Genomic DNA, 22,617 nt, shown 5'->3' with positions numbered 1-22,617 from the left:
CTCGCCAAAGCTCAACTCGCTGTGGTGGCCGGAATATTCCTTTCCGCCACTTGTTGTCAGAAGCGTGGGCCGTATTCGCATCCACTGCCACGTCGTGCGCGGCGCGATGCACCGGCCCGGCGACGCGCATCGTGTCGCGTGCGGCAATCGGACGAGGAGAGCAAGGATGTTCATCGGCAGACGTGCGGTAGTGATCGGGGCGGGCATCGGCGGTCTGGCGGCGGCGCAGGCGCTGTCCGGCAAGTTCGAGAAAATCGTGGTGCTCGAACGCGACGTGTTGCCCGCGCAGCCCGAAGCCCGCATGGGTGTCCCGCAAGGCCGCCACGCGCACGCGCTGTTGCCGGGCGGCGCGGCGGCGCTCGATGCGCTGTTCGACGGCTGTTCCGCGAAGCTGGTAGAGGCCGGCGCAAAACATTCCGACTTCTGCACGCGCTTCGTCTACGAGGTGGGCGGGCGGTCGATGCCCGAGCGGCCGATCGGCACGCAACTGATCAAATGCTCGCGGCCGCTGATCGAGGCGGTTGTGCGCAGCTTCGTTCAAGAGCGCAACGACATCGCGATTCTGGACGGTCGCCGCGTAACCGGCATCGTCGCCGCGGCGGACGGCCGCGCGGTGAGCGCCGTGACCTGCGATGCGCGCGACGGCATGCCGGAGCGCTACGAAGCCGATCTGGTGGTCGACGCATCCGGCCGCGGCGAGCTGACCCTCGCGTTTCTCGCGGCCTCCGGGCGGCCGGCGCCGGAAGAAACCACAATCGGCATCGATGTCGCGTATTCGACCGCGATCGTCGAGTTTCCTGGCAGCGCGATGCCGGACTTCCACGTGATGGTGACGATGCCGAAGGCGCCGGACAATCCGCGCGCCGGCTTGGTCCTCGCGCGCGAAGACAACAGCTTTTTCGCGTCGTTGAGCTCGCGCGGCGGGGATGCGCCTCCCGCCGATTGGCCGAGCTTCATCGAATACTCGGCCAAACTGACGACGCACACCCATCACGACCTGATGAAACGCGCGAAGCTGCGCGGCCGCATCATGCAGTTCAAGTTTCCGGAAAGCCGGCGCGTCCATTTCGACCAGCTCGCGGACTGGCCGCGCGGTCTCGTGCCGTTCGGCGATGCGCTGTGCCGCTTCAATCCGGTATACGGCCAGGGGATGAGTTCGGCCGCGCAGCAGGCGGTGCTGCTGCGCGATCTGCTGGCGGGGCGGCAAGGCAACGCACAGCCGCTCGACGGCCTGTTCGGCGCGTTCGCGGCTGCGATCGCACCGACCCTCGACAACATCTGGTCGCTATCCGCGCTGCCGGATCTCGCGTATCCACACGCGCGCGGCGTACGGCCGGATGGCATGCAGCAGGCGCTCGACTTCAACGTCGCGGTACATCAGGCGGCCTTTGTCGATGCCGAGATTCAGCGGCGGCTGTTCGAGGTGATCGGACTGCTGAAGCCGGCCTCGGCGCTGCGCGAGCCGGCGTTCGTCGACAAGGTCGAGCGGTTGGTCGCGCAGATCCGGGCTGAGGCACAGGACAACGTGCCGGTACGCGCCTGACGCGGCGGGCTATGGCGCAGGGCTCACGGCGCCCGGTAGCGGGTCAATCGGCACGGGACCGCACGGCGCGCGCAAGCTCCGTTGCACCGCCCCTCAATGCACCGACGGCGTCACCACCACCGTGCAGGTGGTGCCCGCCGATAGCAGCACGTCGCCCGGCACCGAGTCGATCTTGATCCGCACCGGCACGCGTTGCGCGAGGCGCACCCAGTTGAAGGTCGGGTTCACGTCGGCGAGCAGTTCGCGGCTTTGCGGATTGTCGCGGTCGTAGATGCCGCGCGAAATGCTCTCGACATGCCCGCGCAGCACGCCGCCGCTCATCAGCCGCATCTGCGCCTGGTCGCCGATGCGCACGTGCGGCAGCTTGGTTTCCTCGAAGTAGCCGTACACCCAGAACGAATGGCTATCGACGATCGCGAGGCGCGGCGAGCCGGCGATCGCATAGTCGCCGCGATACACGGCGAGGTTCGTCACATAACCGTCGACCGGCGCCACCACGTGCGTGCGCTCGAGGTTCAGCTTCGCCGCATCGAGCTGCGCGAGCGCCTGCTGATACTGCGCCTGCGCGGCATTGGCGGTGTGCGACGCGTTTTCGCTGCTTTCTTTCGACACCACGAGGCTGTCCATGTCGCGGCGGCGCTTCGCGTCGTCGAGGCGCATCTGCAGTTCCGCCTTGCGTGCGGCCACCGCGGCCTGCGCCTGTTCGACCGCGATCTGGAAGTGCGACGGGTCGATCTGCATCAGCAGGTCGCCTTTCTTCACGAACTGGTTGTCGCGCACCGGCAGCTCGACGACCGCGCCGGACACGTCCGGTGCGATGTTGATCACTTCGGCGCGCACGCGGCCGTCGCGGGTCCACGGTTCGTCCATGTAGTGGATCCACAGCACGCGGCCGATCAGTACCGCGATCGCGAAGATCACCGCGGTCGCGACGAAGCCCAGGATATTTCGGATGGTCATGATGCGGCTCTTCTGAGGTCAGCTGTAAACGGCAAGTCCGAGCGCCCCGCACACGCAGACCAGCAGGCTTGCGCGGAACAGGGACGGGTGCCAGACGAAGTTGTAGAGGCCCGTGAACGCAAGGATCCGGTCGATGAACCAGGTCAGCGCGGCGCCGGCGAGGAATAGCAGCACCACGGTCGGCATATAGGCGTCGAGGACGGCGATCTCACGAGGCATCAGGTGCTCCTTGGGGGCTGGCTCGGGGCGGTGGGGGCGGCAGGCGTCGTGGGCGCGGCCAGTTCGCCGAGCGGCGATTGAGGGTCGAGCAGCGCGCTGCGGATAAAGTGCGCGTGGCTCAGGATGCGTTGCAACTGGTGCCGTTCTTCGCGCGGCGGCTCGAGCGCGACGAGGATTTGCTGGACCGCCGCGATCGCATCGTTGGTGGCGGCGAGCGCGCGATCGAGACGCCGCGCGTGCGGTTTCTCGAACAGCCGGCCGACCGCTTCGCGCATCGCACGCAGCTTCACGCGCCACGGCATCGACGCGTCGTAGCGCGCATCGCGCGGCAGCGAGCCGATCTCGCGGCGCAGGTCGATGATCGCGTTGCCCACTTCGAGTACCGCGAACAACCAGCGCAGCGTCTCGTGTTTTTGCCCGGCGTCGCTGGCGAGCGTGTTGATCTGGAACATCAGGTCGCGCGCGCCGCTTTCGAAGCGCGAACGCAGCCCGTTCAGGCGGCCGCGACAGCCGCTCACCACCTGGCTGCGCAGTTCGCTCAGCATGCGCTTGCGCAGCCATGTCGACGATGGCGGCAGCAGCACGGTGAACGCGAGCGCGGTGGCAAATATCGACAGCACCAGCGCGAGCGCGTCGTTCATGAAGCTCATCGGGTCGTAGACGATCAGGTTGTCCGGCCCGGCGAGAAAGCAGAAGTAGATGCAGTAGCCGACGCCGTAGCCGGCCAGTTTCGGTCGGGTCGTCATCCAGACGCCGAGCAGCAGGAACGGCGCGAGCGCGACGCACAGCAGCGGGAAGCCGTCGATATGCGGATAGATGCCGAAGGTCAGCAGCATCGCCAGCATCGACGACAGCGCCGTACCGAGCGCCATCTGCCATGCGGTGCGCGGCGGATTCGGCGACGACGATGCGAGCGCGCAGATCGCGGCCGCGTTCAGCGTCAGCGTCGAGCCGCTCGGCCATGCGGTGGCGATCCAGAACGCGCCGAGCACGCACATGACGATCGCCGCGCGCACGCCGGAGATGCCGGCCGACAGCAGATTCGTTTTCGGTTCGTAACGCTCGGCCCAGCGCTCGCGTTCGTGCGACGTGACCGCGAGCGACGCGTAGGTCGCGGTGTACGCGTGCAGGTCTTCGAGGAAGCGGTACAGCAGTTCGGATGCGGTATCGAAATCGAGCAGCGGTGCATCGGGATGGGTGCGCTCGAGTTCGGCGCGCGTCGCATGGATGCGTCTGGGCAGCGCAGCCTTGTACGCTTCGAGCTGGGTCGCGGCGGCGCTCGCATCGGCGGCGCTCAGCACCGGCTCGCCGGACTTGCGCAACAGCGGCGAGATTTCCTTGAAGTACGGTTCGAGCGCATCGATGGTCGACCATGCAACGGCGGTGTGCAGACGGTTCATCAGCTGATGGAGCGCGTGAAAGCGCGTCGACGCCGCCATGAACTCGCTGTTCAGCCGCGACAGCCGGCCGCTGCGCAGCCGCGCGGCGGGGTTTTCGAACACTGCCATGCTGCGCATCGCTTCGAGCCCGACGATGTCGGCGATGAACTGCGCGTTGGTCGCCTCGATCTGCGCGCGTTCGATGCGGCCCGCGAGCACCATGCCGACGTAGTCGACGAACGAGCTGAAGCGCGCGCGGATCGTGCCGCGCATCTTTTCGCCGGTGTGCTCGGGGAACACCAGCGCGCTGACCGTGCCTGCGCAGACGATGCCGAGCAGCACTTCGGAGACGCGGGTCAGCGCCGACAGCAGCGCGCCATCCGGATGCTGCGAAGCCGGGATGCCGATCAGCGCAGCGGTGTAGCCGGCCAGCACGAAGCCGTACGAGCGGAAATTGCGGTTGCGCGCGGCGCCCGCAGTGCAGATGCCGACCCACAGCGCGGTGGCGAGGAGGAACAGTTCAGGCTGCTGCGGAAACAGGCCGAGCAGCGCGAGCATCACAACGAGGCCGACCAGCGTGCCCCCCGCGCGGTAGAAGCTCTTCGCGAACACCGCGCCGCTTTGCGGCTGCATCACGATGAACACGGTGGTCATCGCGGTGCGCGGCTGCGGCATCTCGAGCTTCATCGCGATGGCGAGCGACAGGAAGGCGGCTGCCAGCGCCTTGAACAGATAAATCCAGACGCGGCCGTCGGTGTGCGCCCAGCCGGCGGCTGCCGCGTACAGCGACGCCGCCGACCCGGACGGGCGGGGTTGTGCGGAAGACGGAGTGGACATGGTGAGCGGCTCCTCGGTCAGCGCGCGGCGGTGGCGGCCGTGGCCGCAGCTGCGGCGGGCGGCGCGGCGGCGCTGGTGGATGCGCGGGCAGCGGTGTCGGCGGTTGAAGCGGCAAGGGCGGTGGGGGATGCGGTGGCCGCTGCCTGGGCTTTGGGCTGTCCCTGTGTCGCGGGCTTCGCGTCGCCGGTTACGCCGGTTACGCTGACTGCACCGACTGCACCGACTGCACCGACTGCACCGACTGCACCGACTGCACCGACTGCACCGACTGCACCGGCTGCACCGGCTGCACCGGCTGCACCGGCTGCACCGGCTGCGGCCGCGGCCGGGCTTGCACCGCCCGTCGCTCCTTTGCCGCGACCATGCGCAGGCAGCACGTCGTCCTGCGCCGGCCCGTCCGCCGGGCTCGCCAGGCCGCCGCCAAGCGCGACCACCAGCGTTGCGCGTGCATTCAGGCGCTCCGCCTCGACCCGCGCGACGCCTTCCTGCGCGCGCAGCAGCTGGGTCTGCGCGATCAGCACGTTCACGTAGTCGGTCAGGCCGCGCCGATAGCCCTCGCGCGCCAGCTGATAATTGCGGCTCGCGATGTCGACCGCGCGCTGCGCTTCCTTCGCCTGGGTTTCGAGCGAACGGATCCGCACGACCTGATCGGCGATGTCCTTCAGCGCGCCGACGATCGCCTGGTTGTATTGCTGCGCGGCTTCGTCGTAAGTGGCCGACGCGGAGCCGAGCTGCGCGCGCAGCCGGCCGCCGTCGAAGATCGGCAGCGACAGCGCCGGGCCGGCGCTCCAGCTGCCGTTAGGCGCTTTCAGAAACTGGAACAGCGGGCCCATCGCCGCATAGCCGCCGATCGAAGCGAGCAGATCGATGTTCGGGTAGAAGTCCGCATGTGCGACATCGATGCCGCGCGCCTGTGCCGCCACCGTCCAGCGCGCCGCGACGATGTCCGGGCGATGGCCGACCAGCTCGAACGGCAGCGTCGACGGCAGGCCTGCCGGGCCGCCCAGCACCAGTTGCGGACGCGTGATCGAATCGCCCGCGCCCGGGCCTTTGCCGGCCAGCGCGGCCAGCTGGTTGCGGCCGAGCGCGATCGCTTCTTCGAGCGCATCGATGCGCCGTTCGTCTTCGGGCAGCGGCGTTTGCGCCTGGGTCACTTCGAGCTGCGTGCCGAGGCCGCCCTTGAGCCGCCGGCTGGCCAGCGCCGCGACCTGCTGCTGCTGTTCGAGCGTGCTCTTCGCGCTGTCGAGCAGCGCGTAGTTCAGCGACATCTCGATATAAGCACGCACCACGTTCGCTTCGATTTCAAGCTGCGCCGCGCGTGCATCGGCGGCGCGTGCGTGCGCGAGGTCGAGCGCGCTTTCGGCGGCGTTCTTGTCGCGGCCCCACAAATCGAGGTGATACGACAGACCGAGCGAGGCTGTGTTGTTCCAGGTGGTCTGATCGGCAAGCGGGCCCGGCCCGTAGTACACGTTGTCCGGCCAGTGCTCGCGCTGGATCGACAGACTGCCGTTGACCTGCGGCGCCAGGTCGGCGGCGACCGTGGCCGCCAGCGCCCGCGCATTGCGCACCCGCGCTTGCGCGGCGGCGAGCGTCGGATTGCCGGTCAGCGCGCTTTCCATCCACGCGTCCAGTTGCGGATCGCGATACGCACGCCACCAGTCGAGGTCCGGCCATTGGGCATCGACGTCGGCCGCGCGGATCGCCGCGCCGACATCGAGCGTTGCCGGGTCGTTGCCGCCGCTGGTTTGCGGTGCAACACCGCCGGGTGTCGCGCAACCGGCTGTTAGCGAGATCGCAAGAACCGCGAGTACGGCGCTCCATTTTTTCACCGCAACCTGCACGATTCTCTCCCTAATCGACGATGAAGCTGTGTGCGCCATTATATTTTTCGGCGGATTGGTAAAATACCGGCAAAGGTGCAAGGGATCTTTACGGAAATTGAGATAATCACCCTTACCGATTGTGCAACAATCAGCACCAGTTTGCAGTTGAGGGATCTCCATGGATACGCTTCAGAACATGCGTGTGTTCGTCCGCGTCGTCGAAGCGGGCAGTTTCACCGCCGCCGCGCAGCACCTGAACACCACGACCGCGTACGCGTCGCGTGCCGTGTCGGACCTCGAGGCGCACTTGCGCACGCGGCTCCTGAACCGCACCACGCGCCGCATCGCGTTGACCGAGGCGGGGGAGCGATATCTGCACCACTGCGAGCAGATCCTCGCGTACGTGGATCAGGCGGAGGCCGAGGCGAGCGACGCGCACGCGCGGCCGTCGGGCAAGCTCAAGGTCCACGCGATGACGAGTTTCGGCCAGCACTACGTCGTGCCGGCAGTGGGCCGCTACCGGCAGCGCTATCCGGATGTGCAAGTCGAGCTGACGCTCGCGCAGCGGCTGCCCGATCTGCTCGATGAGGGTTACGACGTGGCGCTCGTGCTGGCGCACAATCTGCCCGATTCGGGGCTGGTGTCGCAGCGCCTGGGCAGCGTGTTCAGTATTACCTGCGCATCGCCGCAGTATCTGGAGCGCTATGGCGTGCCGCGTACGCCGGGCGACTTGCTGCAGCACACCTGTCTGCAGATGATCACGCCGGTGTCGCCGGCCGACGAGTGGGTGTTCAACGGCCCGAACGGACAGGAGACCGTCGCGCTCGGCGCGGGAAGCTTTTCGGTGAACGTGGCCGAGGCGCTTGCGGTGGCCGTGCGCGAAGGCATGGGCATCGGGCTGCTGCCGATCTATTCGGCCATCGCCGGGCTGCGCAGCGGCCAGGTGGTGCGCGTGATGCCGGAGTACACCGCGCAGGAGATGGCACTGTATGCGCTGTACGCGTCGCGTCAGTACCTCGACGCGAAAATCCGCACGTGGGTGGAGTTTCTACGCGACGAGCTGCCCGCGACGCTGGCCGGCGATCAGGCTGAATTGCGCAGGTTTGTGCGCACCTGAGCGGGCGTGGGCGTTGTCACAGGGGGCTGCTTCGGGCGGTGTCGGGTGCGGTGCCCGGTGCGGTGTTTTGCCTGGTGATCGGGGCGGTTATCCGCGCTGCTGTTACATGTGCGCCGCATCGCAACACTTGCTTACTTTCCGGGCGCGCCTCTTTTGTTAACGTGGAGACCATGCTGCTGCCGGAGTTCGCACCGGCGCACGCGGTAATCCGCAATGAAAGAGGAACAGCATGGATACGAATCTGATGATCGGTGTGGCCGTGATTTTTGGACTGATCGGCATTGCCGCGACGCGCGATCTGCTGCGCCGCATGCGGACGCAGCAACGGCTCGTGCCCATCAAGGTGCGCACCGGGCGCCCCCCGCGCAGAGATGATGCGAGCGGGTTGTGATGCGCGGCGTGGATGACGGACGCAGGTGACGGACGCAGGTGAGCGGTGCTTCAGATCTCGACCACCTTGTCCCACGCGAACTGCTCGTTTTCCAGCTTTCCCGTGCGTAGATCGAAATAGCCGCGTGGATTGCAGACTACCCGTGTGCCGTTCTCCACGTAATCGAACGCGGTGTGCGTGTGGCCGTGCACCCACAGTGCAACCGGCGCGCGCACCAGATCCGTCAGATCGCTGACGAAACCCGACGACACGAGATCGTGCGCATACTGCAATGCGAGGCTGCGTCGATGCGGCGCGTGATGCGTGACCACGATCGTCTTGCCGGCAAATGGCTGTGCGAGCTGCTGTTCGAGCCACGCGCGGGCGTGCCGATGCATCGCGAGCGAATCGGCCGGCGTGAAATTGCGCGCTGTGCTGGGCTTTGGCGTTGATGCTTGTGGCGCGGTGGGTTGCTGGGCGTTGACGTCGATGCCGGCTTGAGCGGTAGCCGCTGTTTGTCCGGATGGCGGGAGCGTGTCGTCCGCCTGGCTTGCCCACGTCACCTGAATGAGCCCGCGATAGTCGAGCATCGCACGTTGCGCGGCGGCAATCGAAGCGGTGCGCTGCGCATCGCTTGCACCATACAGGTCGAAATCGGTCCACAGCGTCGTGCCGAGCACGCGCCAGCGGCCCTGTGGATCGACCAGCGCCGCGTTGTTCAGAAAGTGAATGTTGTCGACCGAGTGGGCGGCATCCTGCATCGCCGCTTCCATCGCGCCGAATTCACCGTCGTAGTACTCGTGGTTGCCGGGCACGTAGACCACCGGTACCGCGCCGTCGAACGCCTCGGCAGCCCAGCGCAAACCCTGCGCGTGATTGTGGATGTCGCCTGCAAGCACGATCAGGTCGGCTGCGGCGTGCGGAATCACGTCGGGCTCGTCGCATTCGAGGTGCAGGTCGGACAGCACGCGGATCTTCATCGGTAGGGCTCCCATGTCCTGTGCGCCGGGCGGGCGGCGCGGTGTGGGTAGCGTAGCACCTGTGCAGTGGCTGCGATGCGTGTCGCGCGGGCCGGGTGTGGCGGGTTTGTGCAGCGCGCTTAAGCGCGGGGTTTGTGCGAGGTATTTGTGCGTGACGCTCACGCCCGGCGTTCATGCGAGGCGCGCTTGTCTCATCTGGCGGTTCGTCTGGCTGGCGATGCAGTGCGAAGGGCTCGCTGGTCGCGCCAACGGGCCGATCGCGTTTTCTGTCATTGTTCGGCTTTTTTTGCGCGGCGCGCGGCGCGTTTGAACGGTGCGAGATAGGCCAGCGCGCATCCGAAGAATGCTGCCGCGAGCAGCGCTTCCAGCCAGCCGAGCCATGCGCTCAGGCCGGCATCGCTCATGCCGCGCACGATGCCTTCCATCAGATACAGCAGGATCAGCATCGACGCCCATTGCAGCGTGTACAGGCTGCGGCGCGCGACGCCGCGCAACGCGAGCAGCAGCGGCACGGCTTTCAGCACGAGCAGCGATCCGCCCGGACGCAGCGGCGCAACGCGCCATTCCCATGCAATCGATAACGCGATCAGCAGGAGCAGTGCGGCGAGCGCGCCATATGCGGCGAGTGGGGCCGTGTGCGTGGGGCGGGCGGACGGCGTGGGTGGCGTGGACGACGCAGACGACGCAGACGACGCAGACGACGGCGCCGGCGCCGGCGCTTTTGACGAACCCGACCCGGGCGTGTTCACAGGCGCGCGTCAGCCAGCGCCGCCGCGGCACGCGCGATGCGCACGCCCAGTGCGACGGCCAGCGTTTTCTCGTCAGCCGAGATGCCTTGCGAACCCGAGCCGACGCGCGCGAAATGCGACGCGCCGTACGGCGTGCCACCGGTCTGCGTGGTGTTCAGCGTGCTTTCGGTGTACGGGATGCCGGCAATCAGCATGCCGTGGTGCAGAAGCGGCAGCATCATCGACAGCAGGGTGCTTTCCTGGCCGCCATGCAGGCTACCGGTCGACGTGAACACGCAAGCCGGCTTGCCGGACAGCGCACCCGACAGCCATTGCGGCGTGGTTCCATCGAGAAAATATTTGAGCGGTGCGGCCATATTGCCGAAGCGGGTGGGCGAGCCGAGCGCGAGGCCCGCGCATTGTTCGAGGTCGCGCAACTCCGCGTACGGCGGACCTTCTGACGGAATGTCCGGCGCGGTGGCTTCGCAAACCGTCGACACCGGCGGCACCGTGCGCACACGCGCCTGCATGCCGGCCACGCTGTCGACGCCCTGCGCGATGGCCAGCGCAAGGTCGCGCGTGGCGCCGTGCCGGCTGTAATAAAGCACGAGGATGTCTTTCATAGGCCCATTCGAGTGAGCGGGTATTATAGGGGCTCGGTTCGACGCTCAGGCCACGCACACGGGCATCGGGGCATGACGGAGAGATTCATGAAGTGGAAGGGGCACGATTTGCTGTCGCTGCTGTCCCGTTTGCGGGTCGATTTCGACACGATCAAACGGCTCGCAAAATTCGCCGCGCAACGCAGCGGCGAAGACCGTATCCCGCAGGTGGCCGGCAGCCTGACGTTCACCTCGATGCTTGCCTTGGTGCCGCTCGCCACCGTCGCTTTCGCGTTGTTCACGGCCTTCCCGATTTTCGCTTCGTTTCAGAGTTCGCTGCAGGGTTTCCTCGCCGATCATCTGATGCCTGAGCAGTTCAACAGCCAGATCTTCAAATACCTGAACCAGTTCGCGTCGAAGGCCAAAGGGCTGACGACCCTCGGCATGATCGTGCTGTTCGTCACGTCGGTGATGACGATGATGACGATCGAATCCGCCTTCAACGTGATCTGGCGCGTGCGCAAGGCACGGCCGTTCGCGCAGCGCGTGCTGGTGTACTGGGCGATCCTGACCCTCGGCCCGATTCTGATCGGCGTGAGCCTGTCGATCTCGTCGTATCTGTTTACGCGCTCGATGGCTTTCACGGCCACGCATATTCCTTCGCTGATCGAGTGGGCGCTGACCGGCGCGGCGCTGCCGCTCACCGTGCTCGCGTTCACGATGATGTACGTCTATCTGCCCAACTGCCGCGTCGAGTGGCGCGATGCGGTGGTGGGCGGCGTATGCGCGGCGATCGCGTTCGAATTCGCCAAACGCGGCTTCGGTTTCTATATCCGCCGCATGCCGACCTATACGGCCGTGTACGGTGCGTTTGCGGTGGTGCCGCTGTTCCTGCTGTGGATGTACCTCAGCTGGTTCATCACGCTGATCGGCGCGATGGTGGCCTCCGCGTTGCCGGCCATACGCGTTGGGCAATTTCACCGGCCGTACTTTGCAGGCAGCGACCTGCTGTACGCGCTCGAACTGCTCGCGACGCTGCGCGAAGCGCGCGACGATCCGCGCAATGATGGCGCGCGCGGCTATACGGTGGCGCAGCTCGCACGCATGCTCGGCCGCGACATGGATACGACGGTGCGTCTGCTGCAGCAGCTCGAGGCAGCGGGCTGGATCGTGAAGCTCGAAGAAGGCGGTGCGCAGCCGCGCTTCCTGCTGCTCGCCAACTCGCAGCAAATCACCGTACGGCAGCTGTACGAGCGCTTTGTGATCGAGCGCGGCGAACTTGAATATCAGCTCAATCTCGACTCCACACGCATTCACGGCGCGATGCTGCTTGCCGCACTCGATAACGACAAGCTCGACGTTTCGCTTGCCGCGCTACTTGCGGCGCGCGAAGCGGAGCGAACCCAGCGCGCGGCTGACGGCCAGACTGACGCGGCTTCGGCGCTGCCGCATCGGGTGGCGTGATGCAGCGGCCGGGCGTCTGGCAGATTGCCGCGCCGCGAGTCACACTGCATCGCGCATGCAGGCCGCGTTTATCTATTCTCGTTACAGCGAGATCTTTCCGACGCAAATGTCCTTGAACATCACCCAGTCGCCCATCAGGCTATAGAGCGGGTGGCGGAAAGTGGCCGGACGATTCTTTTCGAAGAAGAAATGGCCTACCCACGCGAAGCCATAGCCGCATACGACGGCCGCCGGCAGCCACAGCCAGTCGCCTGTCGCGAGCGCCATCGCGACACAGCCGATCACCCCAAGCGAGCCGACGAAATGCAGGCGCCGCGACGTCAGATTGCGATGCTCGCCCAGATAGAACGGATAGAACTGCGCGAAGTTCGTGAACTGCGGTTCATTGCGAGTGGATTGCTGGGTCATCATCGGCTCCCATGGCAGCTGGCGCGTCCGCCGGGTGAAAACAATTGTGCTGCGAGTGCCGCGGCGGCGCAACCTGGCCGTTCGGCGGATGGTGCGTTGGGTCGCGTCCGGTTAAGGTAGCGGTGCTGCGGCGGACTGCGCATCCGGTCTTGCGATATGCCGCGCAAGGCTCGTGGCGAGCATGTGCCGTGCCTTGGCCTGCGAGGCACGGCGCTATGCGGGCAGTTGCGTATCGCGCTGGGAGCGCGTCGCGAATGAATAGAGCGCATCGAGTGTCGCATCAGGCTGCTCGGTCATTAGCGCGTGGCCTGCGTCGAGCGTGACGACGTCAACCGGCACCTGCGTGGCGCGCAGTGCGTCGGCCAGCGCACGGGTGGCGCGCGGCGGCGTCATCAGGTCGCGGCGGCCGACGATCATGCGCACTGGGCAGCGCACCTGTGCGGCGCGCGCGAGGCCATCCGCGTAGTCGTTACACGCGCTGAAGTCGGTATGAAACAGGTGCGCCTCGCCCACGGCGGCCACGCGCTCCATCAGGCGCTGGTTCATACCGTGCAGCCAGAAGCCCGGCGCGGGGCAGGATGGCTTGGCCGCGATGGTCGAATGCGACCACTGGTTCACCATGTCGATCGCCTGCGCTTCGCGGTCGCGGGCGGCGTCGAGCAACGCATCGGAGACGGCCATCGGCACGGCTGTCGCAAGCAGCGCGAGATGGGTTGCGCGGGTGGGGTAGCGGGCTGCGAACTCGAGCGCGACCAGCGAGCCCATGCTGTGGCCCGCAACGAATGCGCGCGCGGCGCCGGCGGCGTCGAGCAGCGTCGCCACCCAATCCGCCAGCGCGGCAATGCTGGCGAGCGCCGGTCCGGCGCTGCGGCAGTGCCCGGGCAGATCGACCGCCAGCACGCTGAAACCGTGGTGCGCGAAGTAGCGGCTTTGCAGCGCCCACACGCTATGGTCGTGCTCGGCGCCGTGAATCAGGATGGCGGCCGGCAGCGCCGGGTCGAATCGTTTGCCGCCGGTGTACGCGTAGGCAGCCTTGTCGTGCACGTCGAGGATCATGCGGACTCCTCGCGCGACGTATCGCTCGAAGGCGCCTCAGGTGCGCGAGGCGGCGTGCGTGTAGCGTCGCCGGCGGATTTTTGCGCGGCTTTCAGCGCGCGTTTGAGGTCGTCGATCAGGTCGTCCGGGTCTTCGAGTCCGATCGACAGCCGTACCGTGCCCTCTGCAATGCCGGCAGCGGCGAGTGCGGCGGCGTCCATGCGGAAGTGCGTGGTGGAGGCCGGGTGGATCACCAGCGAGCGGGCATCGCCGACGTTCGCGAGGTGCGAGAACAGCGCGAGCGATTCGATGAAACTGCGTCCGGCCGCGCGGTTGCCGCGCAGATTGAAGCTGAACACCGCGCCTGCGCCGCGTGGCAGCAGACGCTGCGCGAGTGCGTGATCCGGGTGCGACGGCAGGTCCGGATAAGCGACCGATTCGACCGCCGGATGCGCGACGAGAAACTCGACCACCTTGCGGGTGTTCGCGATATGGCGCTCCATGCGCAGCGGCAACGTTTCGATGCCCTGCAGCAATTGCCACGCAGCCTGCGGGTGCAGGCACGCGCCGAAGTCGCGTAATCCTTCGCGGCGCGCACGCAGCAGGAACGGCGCCACCGTGCTTTCCTCCGCGAACACCATGCCGTGAAAACCCGCATACGGCTCGGTGAATTCGGGAAAGCGCCCCGACGCGGCGAAGTCGAAGGTGCCGCCGTCCACCAGCACGCCGCCGATGGTCGTGCCGTGACCGCCGAGAAACTTCGTCGCCGAGTGGTAGACGAAGTCGGCGCCGTGCTCGAACGGCTTGACGAGCCACGGTGTCGTGAAGGTCGAGTCGACCAGCAGCGGTACGCGATGCGCGTGGGCGATCTGCGCGACCGCGGCGATGTCGAGCACGTCGAGCCCAGGGTTGCCGAGCGTTTCGCCGAACAGCAGGCGCGTGTTTGGCCGCAACGCCGCGCGCCAGCCGTCCAGATCGCGCGGCTGGACGAAGGTCGTCTCGATGCCGAAGCGCGGCAGCGTGTAACTGAGCAGATTGTGCGAGCCGCCGTACAGCGCGCTCGACGCGACAATATGCGAACCCGCGCCCATCAGTGTGGCGATCGCCAGATGCAGCGCGGCCTGGCCGCTTGCGGTGCCGATCGCGCCGGCGCCGTTTTCGAGCGCAGCCACACGCTCTTCGAATACCGCCACCGTCGGGTTCGAGATACGCGAGTACACGTGGCCCGCGCGCTCCATGTTGAACAGCGCCGCAGCATGGTCGGTGTCGCGGAACGCGAACGACGTGGTCTGATAGATCGGCGTCGCGCGGGCGCCGGTCGCGGGGTCGGGGGCGGCGCCGGCATGCAGCGCCAGCGTGTCGAAGCGGTTGGCGGGCATCGTGAGGCGGCAGGCGGACTGGCCTGCGCGAAGGTGAGGGTGGAGGCATCGTAGCACCCGCGCCGCGCCGTTCCACCTCTGGATAACGCCTGGCCGGCGGCGTGCATGGTAGTTTGTGCAGACACACGCAAGAGCGCTGTCGATGCTCCGGGACCGGCCTGGGCAAGCCCGTGGGCAAGCCCCCGAGCAGCCCCTTGAGCAGCCCACGGAGCCGCACAATCAGGCCGCGCAAGCAGCCCGCGTAGTCAGCCCAGACAGGCAGCTTTCCTTTTAAGGGCCTTTCCGCTAGGATCGAAAATCATGCCAGTTTGAGCCTTTAAGCCTATTCCGCCGCTTCATCAGGAGACGAATCATGCGAGTCAGCGACATTCTCAAAGTCAAAGGGAATACCTTATTTACGGTTACTCCCGATACCCCGCTCATTGAAGCGGTCAATGCCATGGCCGAGCACGACATCGGCTCGCTTGTCGTGATGGAGTATGGCGATCTGGTCGGCATGCTGACGTTCCGCGAAATCATCCTGGTCTTGAGCCGCAACGGTGGCGCGGTCGGCACCAACACGATCCGCAAGGTCATGGACGACCACCCGCTCACCTGCACGCCGGAAACCGATGTCAACGAAGTGCGCCGCATGATGCTCGAGCATCACGTACGTTATCTGCCGGTAATGGAAAGCCGCGCGCTGATGGGCGTGATCTCGTTCTACGACGTCGCGAAAGCGGTGGTCGAGGAGCAGGGCTTCGAGAACCGGATGCTCAAGGCTTACATCCGCGACTGGCCGGAAGAGCGCGAGCAGGCGCAATAAGGGTTGTCGGCAGCGCGGCATCGGCGTTTCGTAAAGAACCGGCGTGCGGCAAACACCACGACCTGAGCGCAGCATGCGAAGCGGGCCTGCCCGGCTCGCGCCAATGTGTCAGCGGCCTGGTGTAGGGTGCCGGTATCCCGATGTCGCATGCATCAGATGCGAGCGGAGCGTGCGCGAAAGCGCGCGCTTTTTTGTATCCGCTGTCGCAGCAACAGCCGCAACGCATAGGCTGCTGCGACTGTGTCGTAGCGGAGCATGGGTTGTGGCCCGCTGCTGCCAGTGGCCCGTTATTGCGCGTTCCTGCTTTTTCACCCGCACAACTTCATGAGCGATCGCCCGCTACCCACCGCCAGCCGTGCCGCCCGTACCGGCACCGCCCACGAATCGCAGTTCCGCCTGCTGCGTCTGCGCCGCTTCGCGCCGTTCTTCTGGACGCAGTTCCTCGGCGCGATGAACGACAACGTGTTCAAGATCGGCTTCACGTCGCTGGTCACGTATCAGGCAGCGCGCTTCTCCGGCGTCAATCCGGAGACGGCCGCGTTTCTGATTTCCGCGATCTTCATCCTGCCGTTCGTGCTGTTCTCCGCCACCTCCGGCCAGATTGCCGATAAATACGACAAGGCGATGCTGACGCGCTTCGTCAAGACCTTCGAGATCGGCGTGATGCTGGTGGGCGGCGCGGGCTTCTGGCTGCACAGTGCGCCGCTGCTGTATCTGTGCACGTTCCTGATGGGCGTGCATTCGACCCTGTTCGGCCCCGTCAAGTATGCGTATTTGCCGCAGCACCTGGAGAAGGACGAACTGGTTGGCGGCAACGGAATGGTCGAAATGGGCACCTTCGTCGCGATCCTGCTCGGCACGATCGCGGGCGGCGCCGCGGCCGGCGCGTCCGCGCACGGCGAAGCGATGCTCGCCGGCGGCTGCATTGCGATCGCGCTGGTCGGCCGGGTGGTGTCCGGTTTCGTGCCGCCGTCGCGCCCCGCGCAGCCGTGCCTCGACATCAACTGGAATCCGGTCAGCGAAACCTGGCGCAATCTGAAACTGGCCAAAGAGAGCCGCACGGTGTTTCTGAGCCTGCTCGGCATTTCGTGGCTGTGGTTCGTCGGTGCGACTTTCCTGTCGTCGTTTTTCCGCTTCGCGAAAGACGTGCTGTTCGCCAATCCGGACGTGGTGACCGTGCTGCTCGCGACGTTTTCGACCGGCATTGGCATCGGTTCGCTGCTGTGCGAGCGGCTGTCGAAGCGGCGTATCGAAATCGGCCTCGTGCCGCTCGGCTCGATCGGCCTCAGCGTATTCGCAATCGATCTGTTTTTTGCCAGCCATGCGCTGCCGCCGGCGTCGCATCTGCTGACGGTGGGCGAATTCATGGTGGTGCCGTCGCACTGGCGGGTGCTCGCCGATCTGTTCCTGCTGGCGATGTTCGGCGGCTTCTACAGCGTACCGCTCTATGCGTTGATTCAGAGCCGCAGCCAGCCGAGCCACCGGGCGCGCATCATCGCGGCGAACAATATCCTGAACTCGCTGTTCATGATCGTCTCCTCGCTGATGGCGGTGGCGTTGACTTCGGCAGGCGTCGGCATTCCGGGGTTGTTTCTTGCAACTGCGCTGCTCAACGTGCTGGTCGCGGTCTACATCTATTCGCTGGTGCCGGAGTTTCTGCTGCGCTTCGTGGCGTGGATATTGGTGCACACCTTCTACCGGATCCGCCTCGTGCATGCCGAGCGGATTCCGCACGAGGGCGCGGCGGTGCTGGTTTGCAACCACGTGAGCTATGTCGACGCGCTCGTGATCATGGCCGAAAGCCCGCGGCCGATCCGCTTCGTGATGGATCACCGCATTTTCCGCACGCCATTGGTCGGCTGGCTGTTCCGTCATGCGAAGGCGATTCCGGTGGCGCCCGCGCATGAAGACGCCGCGCTGCTCGAGCGCGCTTACGCCAGCTGCGCGCAGGCGCTGGAGGCGGGAGAACTGGTCTGCATCTTCCCCGAGGGCAAACTGACCAGAACCGGCGACATGAATCCGTTCAAACACGGCGTCACCGAGATTCTGCAGCGCGCGCCCGCGCCGGTCATACCGATGGCGCTACGTGGGCTGTGGGGCAGCGTGTTTTCGCGCTCGGGTGGCGGAAGCTGGCCGCGGCCGCTTCACAAGGGCGTGATGAGCCGGCTGACGCTCGCAGTCGGCGAACCAATCGAGCCGGCACAGGTCACGCCCGACGGACTGCAGCAGATCGTGATGGAACTGCGCGGCGCGCGGAAGTAGTGGCGCGTCGTAACGCGCGTTCGCGAACCGGCCGCGGGCAGGCCAGGCAGGCGGCAAGCCGGTAGCGAGCCGCCACGAACCACCACGAACCACGGCCACGACAAGCCCCGCCACAGCCCGCGCGGCCCCTGGCCCCTTACGGGCTGGCATAATAGCGTTTTCCCCGCCTTACTTTGGACGACGCTCATGTCCGGCAATACCCTCGGTACGCTCTTCACCGTCACGACTTTCGGCGAGTCGCACGGTCCGGCCATCGGTTGTGTGATCGACGGCTGCCCGCCGGGCATGGCGCTCGCCGAGCCCGACATCCAGCACGAACTCGACCGCCGCAAGCCCGGCACGTCGCGCCACGTCACGCAGCGTCAGGAAGACGACAAGGTCGAGATCCTGTCCGGCGTATTCGAAGGACGCACCACCGGCGCGCCGATCGCGCTGTTGATCCGCAACACCGACCAGCGCAGCAAGGACTACGGCAACATCGCTGAAACCTTCCGCCCCGGCCACGCCGATTACACCTATTGGCAAAAGTACGGCATTCGCGATTACCGCGGCGGCGGCCGTTCGTCCGCGCGTCTGACGGCGCCCACCGTGGCAGCGGGCGCGGTGGCGAAGAAGTGGCTGCGCGAGCAGCTCGGCACCGAGGTGCGCGCCTACATGTCGGCGCTGGGCGAAATCGCAGTGCCGTTCGTCGACTGGTCGCATGTGCATGAAAACCCGTTCTTCGCGGCGAATGCGGACGTCGTACCGCAGCTCGAGGCGTATATGGACGCGCTGCGCAAGGATGGCGATTCGATCGGCGCACGCATCAACGTGGTGGCGTCGGGTATGCCGGTCGGTCTGGGCGAACCGCTGTTCGACAAGCTCGACGCAGACATCGCGTACGCGATGATGGGCATCAACGCAGTGAAGGGCGTCGAGATCGGTGCAGGGTTCGCGAGCGTTGCACAGCGCGGCTCCGTGCACGGCGACGAACTGACGCCGGCCGGTTTCGTCGGCAATAACGCGGGCGGTGTGCTCGGCGGTATTTCGACGGGGCAGGACGTCACCGTGTCGATCGCGATCAAGCCGACTTCGAGTATCCGCACGCCGCGCCGCTCGATCGACAAGGCGGGCCAGCCGGCCATCGTCGAAACGTTTGGGCGCCACGATCCGTGCGTCGGCATTCGCGCTACGCCGATCGCCGAAGCGATGCTCGCGCTGGTGCTGATCGATCACGCGCTGCGGCACCGTGCGCAATGCGGCGACGTGGTCGTCGCGACGCCGAAAATCGCGGCAAGCGCGCCGTAATGCCGCGTTAGCGGTAGACACGCAGGCACGTAGACGCGGCCCAAGCGTGGCGACATGCGGACCCAGGCGGTCCGGTCGACGCGCAAGCCGCACCGCATGGCCATGACAGATTTCCCTCTAACGCCTGCCACCGACCCGTTCGCGCAATTGCAGGCTCGAGCGGCTTCTCCCGATGCGCAGGCAGCCGACTGGCTCGCTTACGGCAGCGCGCTGCTCGAACGCGCGGGCCGCGATCCGCAGCGGCTGCGCGCGGCGCTCGACGCGCTGGTGCGCGCGCACCAGCTTGCTGGTTCAGCCAATCCGGCGCTGCTCTCAACGATTACACAGACCGCGTTCATGCTGCGCGACTGGCCGCTTGTCGAATCGGCGAGCGCGTTGCTGCTGGCAGGCGACACAGCCGACCTGAACGCGCTCGTCTGGCGCTCGGCTGCCGTGCAGCAGCGTGACGATTTCGACGAAGCGGAGCGCTTGCTGTGCGAGGCCGCGCGCGTTGCACCGCTCAACCCGATAGTGCTGCACAAGCTTGCACTGTGCATCAAGGAGCAGGGCCGTTTCGCCGAAGCGGAACAGTTGCTGCGCCGCGTGCTCGAACTGGCGCCATACAGCCCGCATGCCCGCTTCGATCTGTCCGAACTGGAAATCCGCGCAGCGCGTTTCGTACCGGGTTGGGCGAACTACGAAGCGCGCCTCGCCTTCGACGATGCTGCGAACGCCGCGCAGCAGGCTCTGGCTGCGTTGAGCCCGTATTGGCACGGCGAGCCGTTGACGGGCAAGACGCTGCTTGTCTACGGCGAGCAGGGTCACGGCGATTGCCTGTGGGCGATGCGCTTTGTGCCGCAACTGGCGCAGCGGGTGCGCGACGAAGGCGGCCGGCTGATTTTCGGGTATGACGGACCGCTGCGGCCGCTGATCGAACGCGTGCTGCCGGCGGACGTGCCGCTCGAAACCAGCCTGAACACGCATCCGGATTTTCATTGCGCGCTGATGAGCTTGCCGTTGCGATTAGGCGTCGCCAATGCCGCGAGCGGCGGCCAGCCCTATCTATGCGCGGACGCCGCGCGCAGCGAAGCGTGGCGCGCGCGAATAGCCGATGTTGCGAGCAACGGACGCAAGCGCGTCGGCGTCGTGTGGAACGGCAACCCGGAGCACGTACGCGATGCGCGCCGCTCGGTGCCGGCCGTCCAACTCGAGCCGCTGCTCGCGACGCCGGGCGTCAGCTGGTTTGCGTTGTCTCCGGGACGCTCCGCGAGCGTCGCGCAATGGCGCGCGCAGGGCATCGATATCGTCGATCCGACCGTTCACTACACCGAGGGCTTCGACGACGTCGCGGCGCTGATGGCGAATCTCGATCTGGTCGTGACGATCGACAGTGGGCCCGCGCATCTGGCGGGCGCGCTGGGCGTGCCGACCTGCCTGCTGATCGACCATGTGTCCGCGTGGTTCTGGGGCGCCGATACGGTCGCACAGCGCACGCCGTGGTACGACTCGGTCGAACTGCTCCGCCAGCCGGCGCCCGGCGCGTGGGCGCCGGTACTGGCACGCGTGCGTGCGAAGCTGGAAGCGCCGGGCACGCAGCACAAGTAAAAAGCGCCGCAAAAGTGCGGCGCGCGGTGATCGCAACGCATGAATCCGGCGCGTAGCGGCAAGCCAGCAAGAAAGCCACCAACGAAGCTCGCCCGCCGTCTGCCCGCCGCTTCATCACATGTTCGGATAGTTCGGCCCGCCGCCGCCCTCCGGTGTGACCCATACGATGTTCTGCGTCGGATCCTTGATGTCGCAGGTCTTGCAATGCACGCAGTTCTGCGCGTTGATCACCAGCTTTTCATTGCCGTCGTCGGCCTTGACGAACTCGTACACCGCCGCCGGGCAGTAACGGCTTTCCGGACCGGCATAGGTCTTCCAGTTCACGTTCACCGGCACGCCCGGATCTTTCAACGTCAGATGCGCCGGCTGGTTTTCCTCATGATTGGTGTTCGAGATAAACACCGACGACAACCGGTCGAAAGTCAGTTTGCCGTCCGGCTTCGGATACTCGATCGGCTTGCATTGCGAAGCCGGTTTCAGCATCTCGTGGTCCCAATGCTCGTGATGCAGCGTCCACGGCACATTGCCGCCGAACACCTTCTGCTCGATGCCGACCATCAGCGTGCCCAGGTACAGGCCTTTGCTCATCCACTGCTTGAAATTGCGCGCGCGATGCAGTTCGGTATGCAGCCACGACTGCCTGAACGCCTCGGGGAAGGCGCTCAGCTCGTCGCTCTGGCGGCCGGCCTGCACCGCGTCGAACGCCGCTTGCGCGGCCAGCATGCCGGTCTTGATCGCCGCGTGCGAACCCTTGATGCGCGACGCATTCAGAAAGCCCGCATCGTCGCCGACCAGCGCGCCGCCCGGAAACACCAGCTTCGGCAGCGACAGCAGGCCGCCCGCGGTGATCGCGCGCGCGCCGTACGACACGCGTTTGCCGCCTTCGAGAAAGGCGCGGATCGACGGATGCGTCTTGTAGCGCTGGAATTCCTCGAACGGCGACAGATACGGATTCGAATAACCGAGCCCGACCACGAAGCCGACCATCACCTGGTTGTTGTCGATGTGATAGAGAAACGAGCCGCCGTAGGTCTGGTTGTCGAGCGGCCAGCCGGCGGTGTGGATCACGAGACCGGGTTTGTGCTTCGCCGGATCGATTTCCCACAATTCCTTGATGCCGATGCCATACACCTGCGGCTCGGCGCCGTCGCGCAGCTTGAACTTGTCCTGCAGCTGGCGGCCCAGATGGCCGCGCGCGCCTTCGCAGAACAGCGTGTATTTCGCATGCAGTTCCATGCCGAGCTGGAAGTTCTCGGTCGGCTCGCCGTCCTTGCCTATACCCATGTTGCCGGTCACGACGCCCTTCACCGAACCGTCTTCGTGGTACAGCACCTCGGCGGCCGGAAAGCCCGGGAAGATCTCGACGCCCAGCGCTTCGGCCTGTTGCCCAAGCCAGCGAGTCACATTGGCAAGGCTGATCACGTAGTTGCCGTGATTCTTGAAGTTGTCGGGCAGCGCCCAGTTCGGCACCGTCTTCGAACCCGTTTCCGACAGGAACAGGAAGCGGTCTTCGCTCACTTCGACGTTGAGCGGCGCGCCTTTTTCCTTCCAGTCGGGCATCAGTTCGTTGAGCGCGCGCGGGTCCATCACCGCGCCCGACAGGATGTGAGCCCCGATCTCCGACCCCTTCTCGAGCACGCACACGCCGAGTTCGGCGCCTTTTTCCTGCGCCAGCTGCTTGAGCCTGATCGCCGCGGCAAGACCGGCCGGGCCACCGCCGACGATCACGACGTCGTATTCCATCGACTCGCGAGGGCCGTACTGCTCGATGAGACTGGCGGGGGTCATTGATGCTCCTCTTACCGTTAGAATGCTTTTTTCGGGATCGTATTGTG

General features: G+C 66.1%; 19 protein-coding genes. 8 read left to right on the top strand and 11 right to left on the bottom strand.

Annotated features, from left to right (window positions below; translation table 11 throughout):
• Window positions 1–166: 166 nt before the first annotated feature.
• Complete coding sequence (locus ACYVNQ_RS11385) at window positions 167–1,543, top strand: FAD-dependent oxidoreductase (protein WP_460902575.1); 1,377 nt, start codon at window positions 167–169, stop codon at window positions 1,541–1,543.
• 93 nt (window positions 1,544–1,636) lie between these two features.
• On the opposite strand, the gene ACYVNQ_RS11380 is transcribed toward ACYVNQ_RS11385, so the two are convergent.
• From ACYVNQ_RS11380 to ACYVNQ_RS11365, 4 genes are read right to left on the bottom strand one after another with little or no spacing between them, the layout of a single operon-like run.
• A complete protein-coding gene (locus ACYVNQ_RS11380; protein WP_460902574.1) occupies window positions 1,637–2,503 on the bottom strand; it encodes an efflux RND transporter periplasmic adaptor subunit in 867 nt (288 codons plus the stop codon).
• Window positions 2,504–2,521: 18 nt separating this feature from the next.
• Entirely contained in the window at window positions 2,522–2,725 is a 204-nt protein-coding gene (locus tag ACYVNQ_RS11375; RefSeq protein WP_460902701.1) for a DUF1656 domain-containing protein, read from the bottom strand.
• The gene (locus ACYVNQ_RS11370) at window positions 2,722–4,938 is read right to left on the bottom strand and encodes an FUSC family protein (protein WP_460902573.1); all 2,217 of its coding nucleotides are present in this window, start codon (window positions 4,936–4,938) and stop codon (window positions 2,722–2,724) included. Before ACYVNQ_RS11370 ends, ACYVNQ_RS11375 begins: the two co-directional genes overlap by 4 nt.
• A 17-nt stretch (window positions 4,939–4,955) precedes the next feature.
• Window positions 4,956–6,779 carry an efflux transporter outer membrane subunit gene (locus ACYVNQ_RS11365; RefSeq protein WP_460902572.1) on the bottom strand — a complete coding sequence of 608 codons (1,824 nt, stop codon included), beginning with the start codon at window positions 6,777–6,779 and terminating at the stop codon, window positions 4,956–4,958.
• Between the two features lie 160 nt (window positions 6,780–6,939).
• On the opposite strand from ACYVNQ_RS11365, the gene ACYVNQ_RS11360 reads away from it, so the two are divergent.
• Together ACYVNQ_RS11360 and ACYVNQ_RS11355 are read left to right on the top strand one after the other, a co-directional pair.
• Window positions 6,940–7,878: a LysR family transcriptional regulator gene (locus ACYVNQ_RS11360; RefSeq protein WP_460902571.1), complete on the top strand. Its 939-nt coding sequence runs from the start codon at window positions 6,940–6,942 to the stop codon at window positions 7,876–7,878.
• 229 nt (window positions 7,879–8,107) lie between these two features.
• On the top strand, window positions 8,108–8,269 hold the full coding sequence (locus ACYVNQ_RS11355; RefSeq protein WP_460902570.1) for a hypothetical protein: 162 nt from the start codon (window positions 8,108–8,110) through the stop codon (window positions 8,267–8,269).
• A 50-nt stretch (window positions 8,270–8,319) separates the two neighbouring features.
• Here the strand turns inward: ACYVNQ_RS11355 and ACYVNQ_RS11350 are convergent, their stop codons facing one another.
• From ACYVNQ_RS11350 to wrbA, 3 genes are all read right to left on the bottom strand, one after another.
• Window positions 8,320–9,228: a metallophosphoesterase gene (locus ACYVNQ_RS11350; RefSeq protein ID WP_460902700.1), complete on the bottom strand. Its 909-nt coding sequence runs from the start codon at window positions 9,226–9,228 to the stop codon at window positions 8,320–8,322.
• Between the two features lie 269 nt (window positions 9,229–9,497).
• The gene (locus ACYVNQ_RS11345; protein ID WP_460902699.1) at window positions 9,498–9,827 is read right to left on the bottom strand and encodes a DUF2069 domain-containing protein; all 330 of its coding nucleotides are present in this window, start codon (window positions 9,825–9,827) and stop codon (window positions 9,498–9,500) included.
• Window positions 9,828–9,973: 146 nt separating this feature from the next.
• On the bottom strand, window positions 9,974–10,579 hold the full coding sequence (gene wrbA, locus ACYVNQ_RS11340) for an NAD(P)H:quinone oxidoreductase (RefSeq protein WP_460902569.1): 606 nt from the start codon (window positions 10,577–10,579) through the stop codon (window positions 9,974–9,976).
• Window positions 10,580–10,666: 87 nt separating this feature from the next.
• Between wrbA and ACYVNQ_RS11335 the strand changes: the two genes are divergently transcribed.
• Complete coding sequence (locus ACYVNQ_RS11335) at window positions 10,667–12,022, top strand: YihY family inner membrane protein (RefSeq protein ID WP_460902568.1); 1,356 nt, start codon at window positions 10,667–10,669, stop codon at window positions 12,020–12,022.
• An 81-nt stretch (window positions 12,023–12,103) separates the two neighbouring features.
• Here ACYVNQ_RS11335 and ACYVNQ_RS11330 read toward each other — a convergent pair whose 3' ends face one another.
• The 3 genes from ACYVNQ_RS11330 to ACYVNQ_RS11320 form a co-directional block, all read right to left on the bottom strand.
• Window positions 12,104–12,430, bottom strand: a complete 327-nt coding sequence (locus ACYVNQ_RS11330; RefSeq protein ID WP_460902567.1) for an Mpo1-like protein — start codon at window positions 12,428–12,430, stop codon at window positions 12,104–12,106.
• A gap of 213 nt (window positions 12,431–12,643) precedes the next feature.
• Entirely contained in the window at window positions 12,644–13,486 is an 843-nt protein-coding gene (locus ACYVNQ_RS11325; RefSeq protein WP_460902566.1) for an alpha/beta fold hydrolase, read from the bottom strand.
• Window positions 13,483–14,844: an O-acetylhomoserine aminocarboxypropyltransferase gene (locus ACYVNQ_RS11320; RefSeq protein WP_460902565.1), complete on the bottom strand. Its 1,362-nt coding sequence runs from the start codon at window positions 14,842–14,844 to the stop codon at window positions 13,483–13,485. Before ACYVNQ_RS11320 ends, ACYVNQ_RS11325 begins: the two co-directional genes overlap by 4 nt.
• A gap of 352 nt (window positions 14,845–15,196) precedes the next feature.
• On the opposite strand from ACYVNQ_RS11320, the gene ACYVNQ_RS11315 reads away from it, so the two are divergent.
• The 4 genes from ACYVNQ_RS11315 to ACYVNQ_RS11300 all read left to right on the top strand — a co-directional run bounded on the left by ACYVNQ_RS11315 (window position 15,197) and on the right by ACYVNQ_RS11300 (window position 20,782).
• Entirely contained in the window at window positions 15,197–15,649 is a 453-nt protein-coding gene (locus ACYVNQ_RS11315; RefSeq protein ID WP_460902564.1) for a CBS domain-containing protein, read from the top strand.
• A 324-nt stretch (window positions 15,650–15,973) separates the two neighbouring features.
• Window positions 15,974–17,911: an MFS transporter gene (locus tag ACYVNQ_RS11310; RefSeq protein WP_460902563.1), complete on the top strand. Its 1,938-nt coding sequence runs from the start codon at window positions 15,974–15,976 to the stop codon at window positions 17,909–17,911.
• Window positions 17,912–18,097: 186 nt separating this feature from the next.
• Window positions 18,098–19,198, top strand: coding sequence for a chorismate synthase (aroC, locus tag ACYVNQ_RS11305; RefSeq protein ID WP_460902562.1), 1,101 nt, complete (start codon window positions 18,098–18,100; stop codon window positions 19,196–19,198).
• 102 nt (window positions 19,199–19,300) lie between these two features.
• Window positions 19,301–20,782, top strand: coding sequence for a glycosyltransferase family 9 protein (locus ACYVNQ_RS11300; RefSeq protein WP_460902561.1), 1,482 nt, complete (start codon window positions 19,301–19,303; stop codon window positions 20,780–20,782).
• A 114-nt stretch (window positions 20,783–20,896) separates the two neighbouring features.
• On the opposite strand, the gene ACYVNQ_RS11295 is transcribed toward ACYVNQ_RS11300, so the two are convergent.
• Window positions 20,897–22,570, bottom strand: coding sequence for an electron transfer flavoprotein-ubiquinone oxidoreductase (locus ACYVNQ_RS11295; protein ID WP_460902560.1), 1,674 nt, complete (start codon window positions 22,568–22,570; stop codon window positions 20,897–20,899).
• Window positions 22,571–22,617: the final 47 nt, after the last annotated feature.

It is taken from the genome of Paraburkholderia jirisanensis (assembly GCF_054782355.1).
The sequence above is the reverse complement of the archived record's forward strand: the minus strand, read 5'-3'. Positions and strand labels throughout refer to the sequence as shown.

Coding starts and splice junctions, on each gene's coding strand:
- ACYVNQ_RS11385 (WP_460902575.1), top strand. CDS start 167: ATGTTCATCGGCAGACGTGCGGTAGTGATCGGGGCGGGCATCGGCGGT.
- ACYVNQ_RS11380 (WP_460902574.1), bottom strand. CDS start 2,503: ATGACCATCCGAAATATCCTGGGCTTCGTCGCGACCGCGGTGATCTTC.
- ACYVNQ_RS11370 (WP_460902573.1), bottom strand. CDS start 4,938: ATGTCCACTCCGTCTTCCGCACAACCCCGCCCGTCCGGGTCGGCGGCG.
- ACYVNQ_RS11360 (WP_460902571.1), top strand. CDS start 6,940: ATGGATACGCTTCAGAACATGCGTGTGTTCGTCCGCGTCGTCGAAGCG.
- ACYVNQ_RS11355 (WP_460902570.1), top strand. CDS start 8,108: ATGGATACGAATCTGATGATCGGTGTGGCCGTGATTTTTGGACTGATC.
- ACYVNQ_RS11350 (WP_460902700.1), bottom strand. CDS start 9,228: ATGAAGATCCGCGTGCTGTCCGACCTGCACCTCGAATGCGACGAGCCC.
- wrbA (WP_460902569.1), bottom strand. CDS start 10,579: ATGAAAGACATCCTCGTGCTTTATTACAGCCGGCACGGCGCCACGCGC.
- ACYVNQ_RS11335 (WP_460902568.1), top strand. CDS start 10,667: ATGAAGTGGAAGGGGCACGATTTGCTGTCGCTGCTGTCCCGTTTGCGG.
- ACYVNQ_RS11330 (WP_460902567.1), bottom strand. CDS start 12,430: ATGACCCAGCAATCCACTCGCAATGAACCGCAGTTCACGAACTTCGCG.
- ACYVNQ_RS11325 (WP_460902566.1), bottom strand. CDS start 13,486: ATGATCCTCGACGTGCACGACAAGGCTGCCTACGCGTACACCGGCGGC.
- ACYVNQ_RS11320 (WP_460902565.1), bottom strand. CDS start 14,844: ATGCCCGCCAACCGCTTCGACACGCTGGCGCTGCATGCCGGCGCCGCC.
- ACYVNQ_RS11315 (WP_460902564.1), top strand. CDS start 15,197: ATGCGAGTCAGCGACATTCTCAAAGTCAAAGGGAATACCTTATTTACG.
- ACYVNQ_RS11310 (WP_460902563.1), top strand. CDS start 15,974: ATGAGCGATCGCCCGCTACCCACCGCCAGCCGTGCCGCCCGTACCGGC.
- aroC (WP_460902562.1), top strand. CDS start 18,098: ATGTCCGGCAATACCCTCGGTACGCTCTTCACCGTCACGACTTTCGGC.
- ACYVNQ_RS11300 (WP_460902561.1), top strand. CDS start 19,301: ATGACAGATTTCCCTCTAACGCCTGCCACCGACCCGTTCGCGCAATTG.
- ACYVNQ_RS11295 (WP_460902560.1), bottom strand. CDS start 22,570: ATGACCCCCGCCAGTCTCATCGAGCAGTACGGCCCTCGCGAGTCGATG.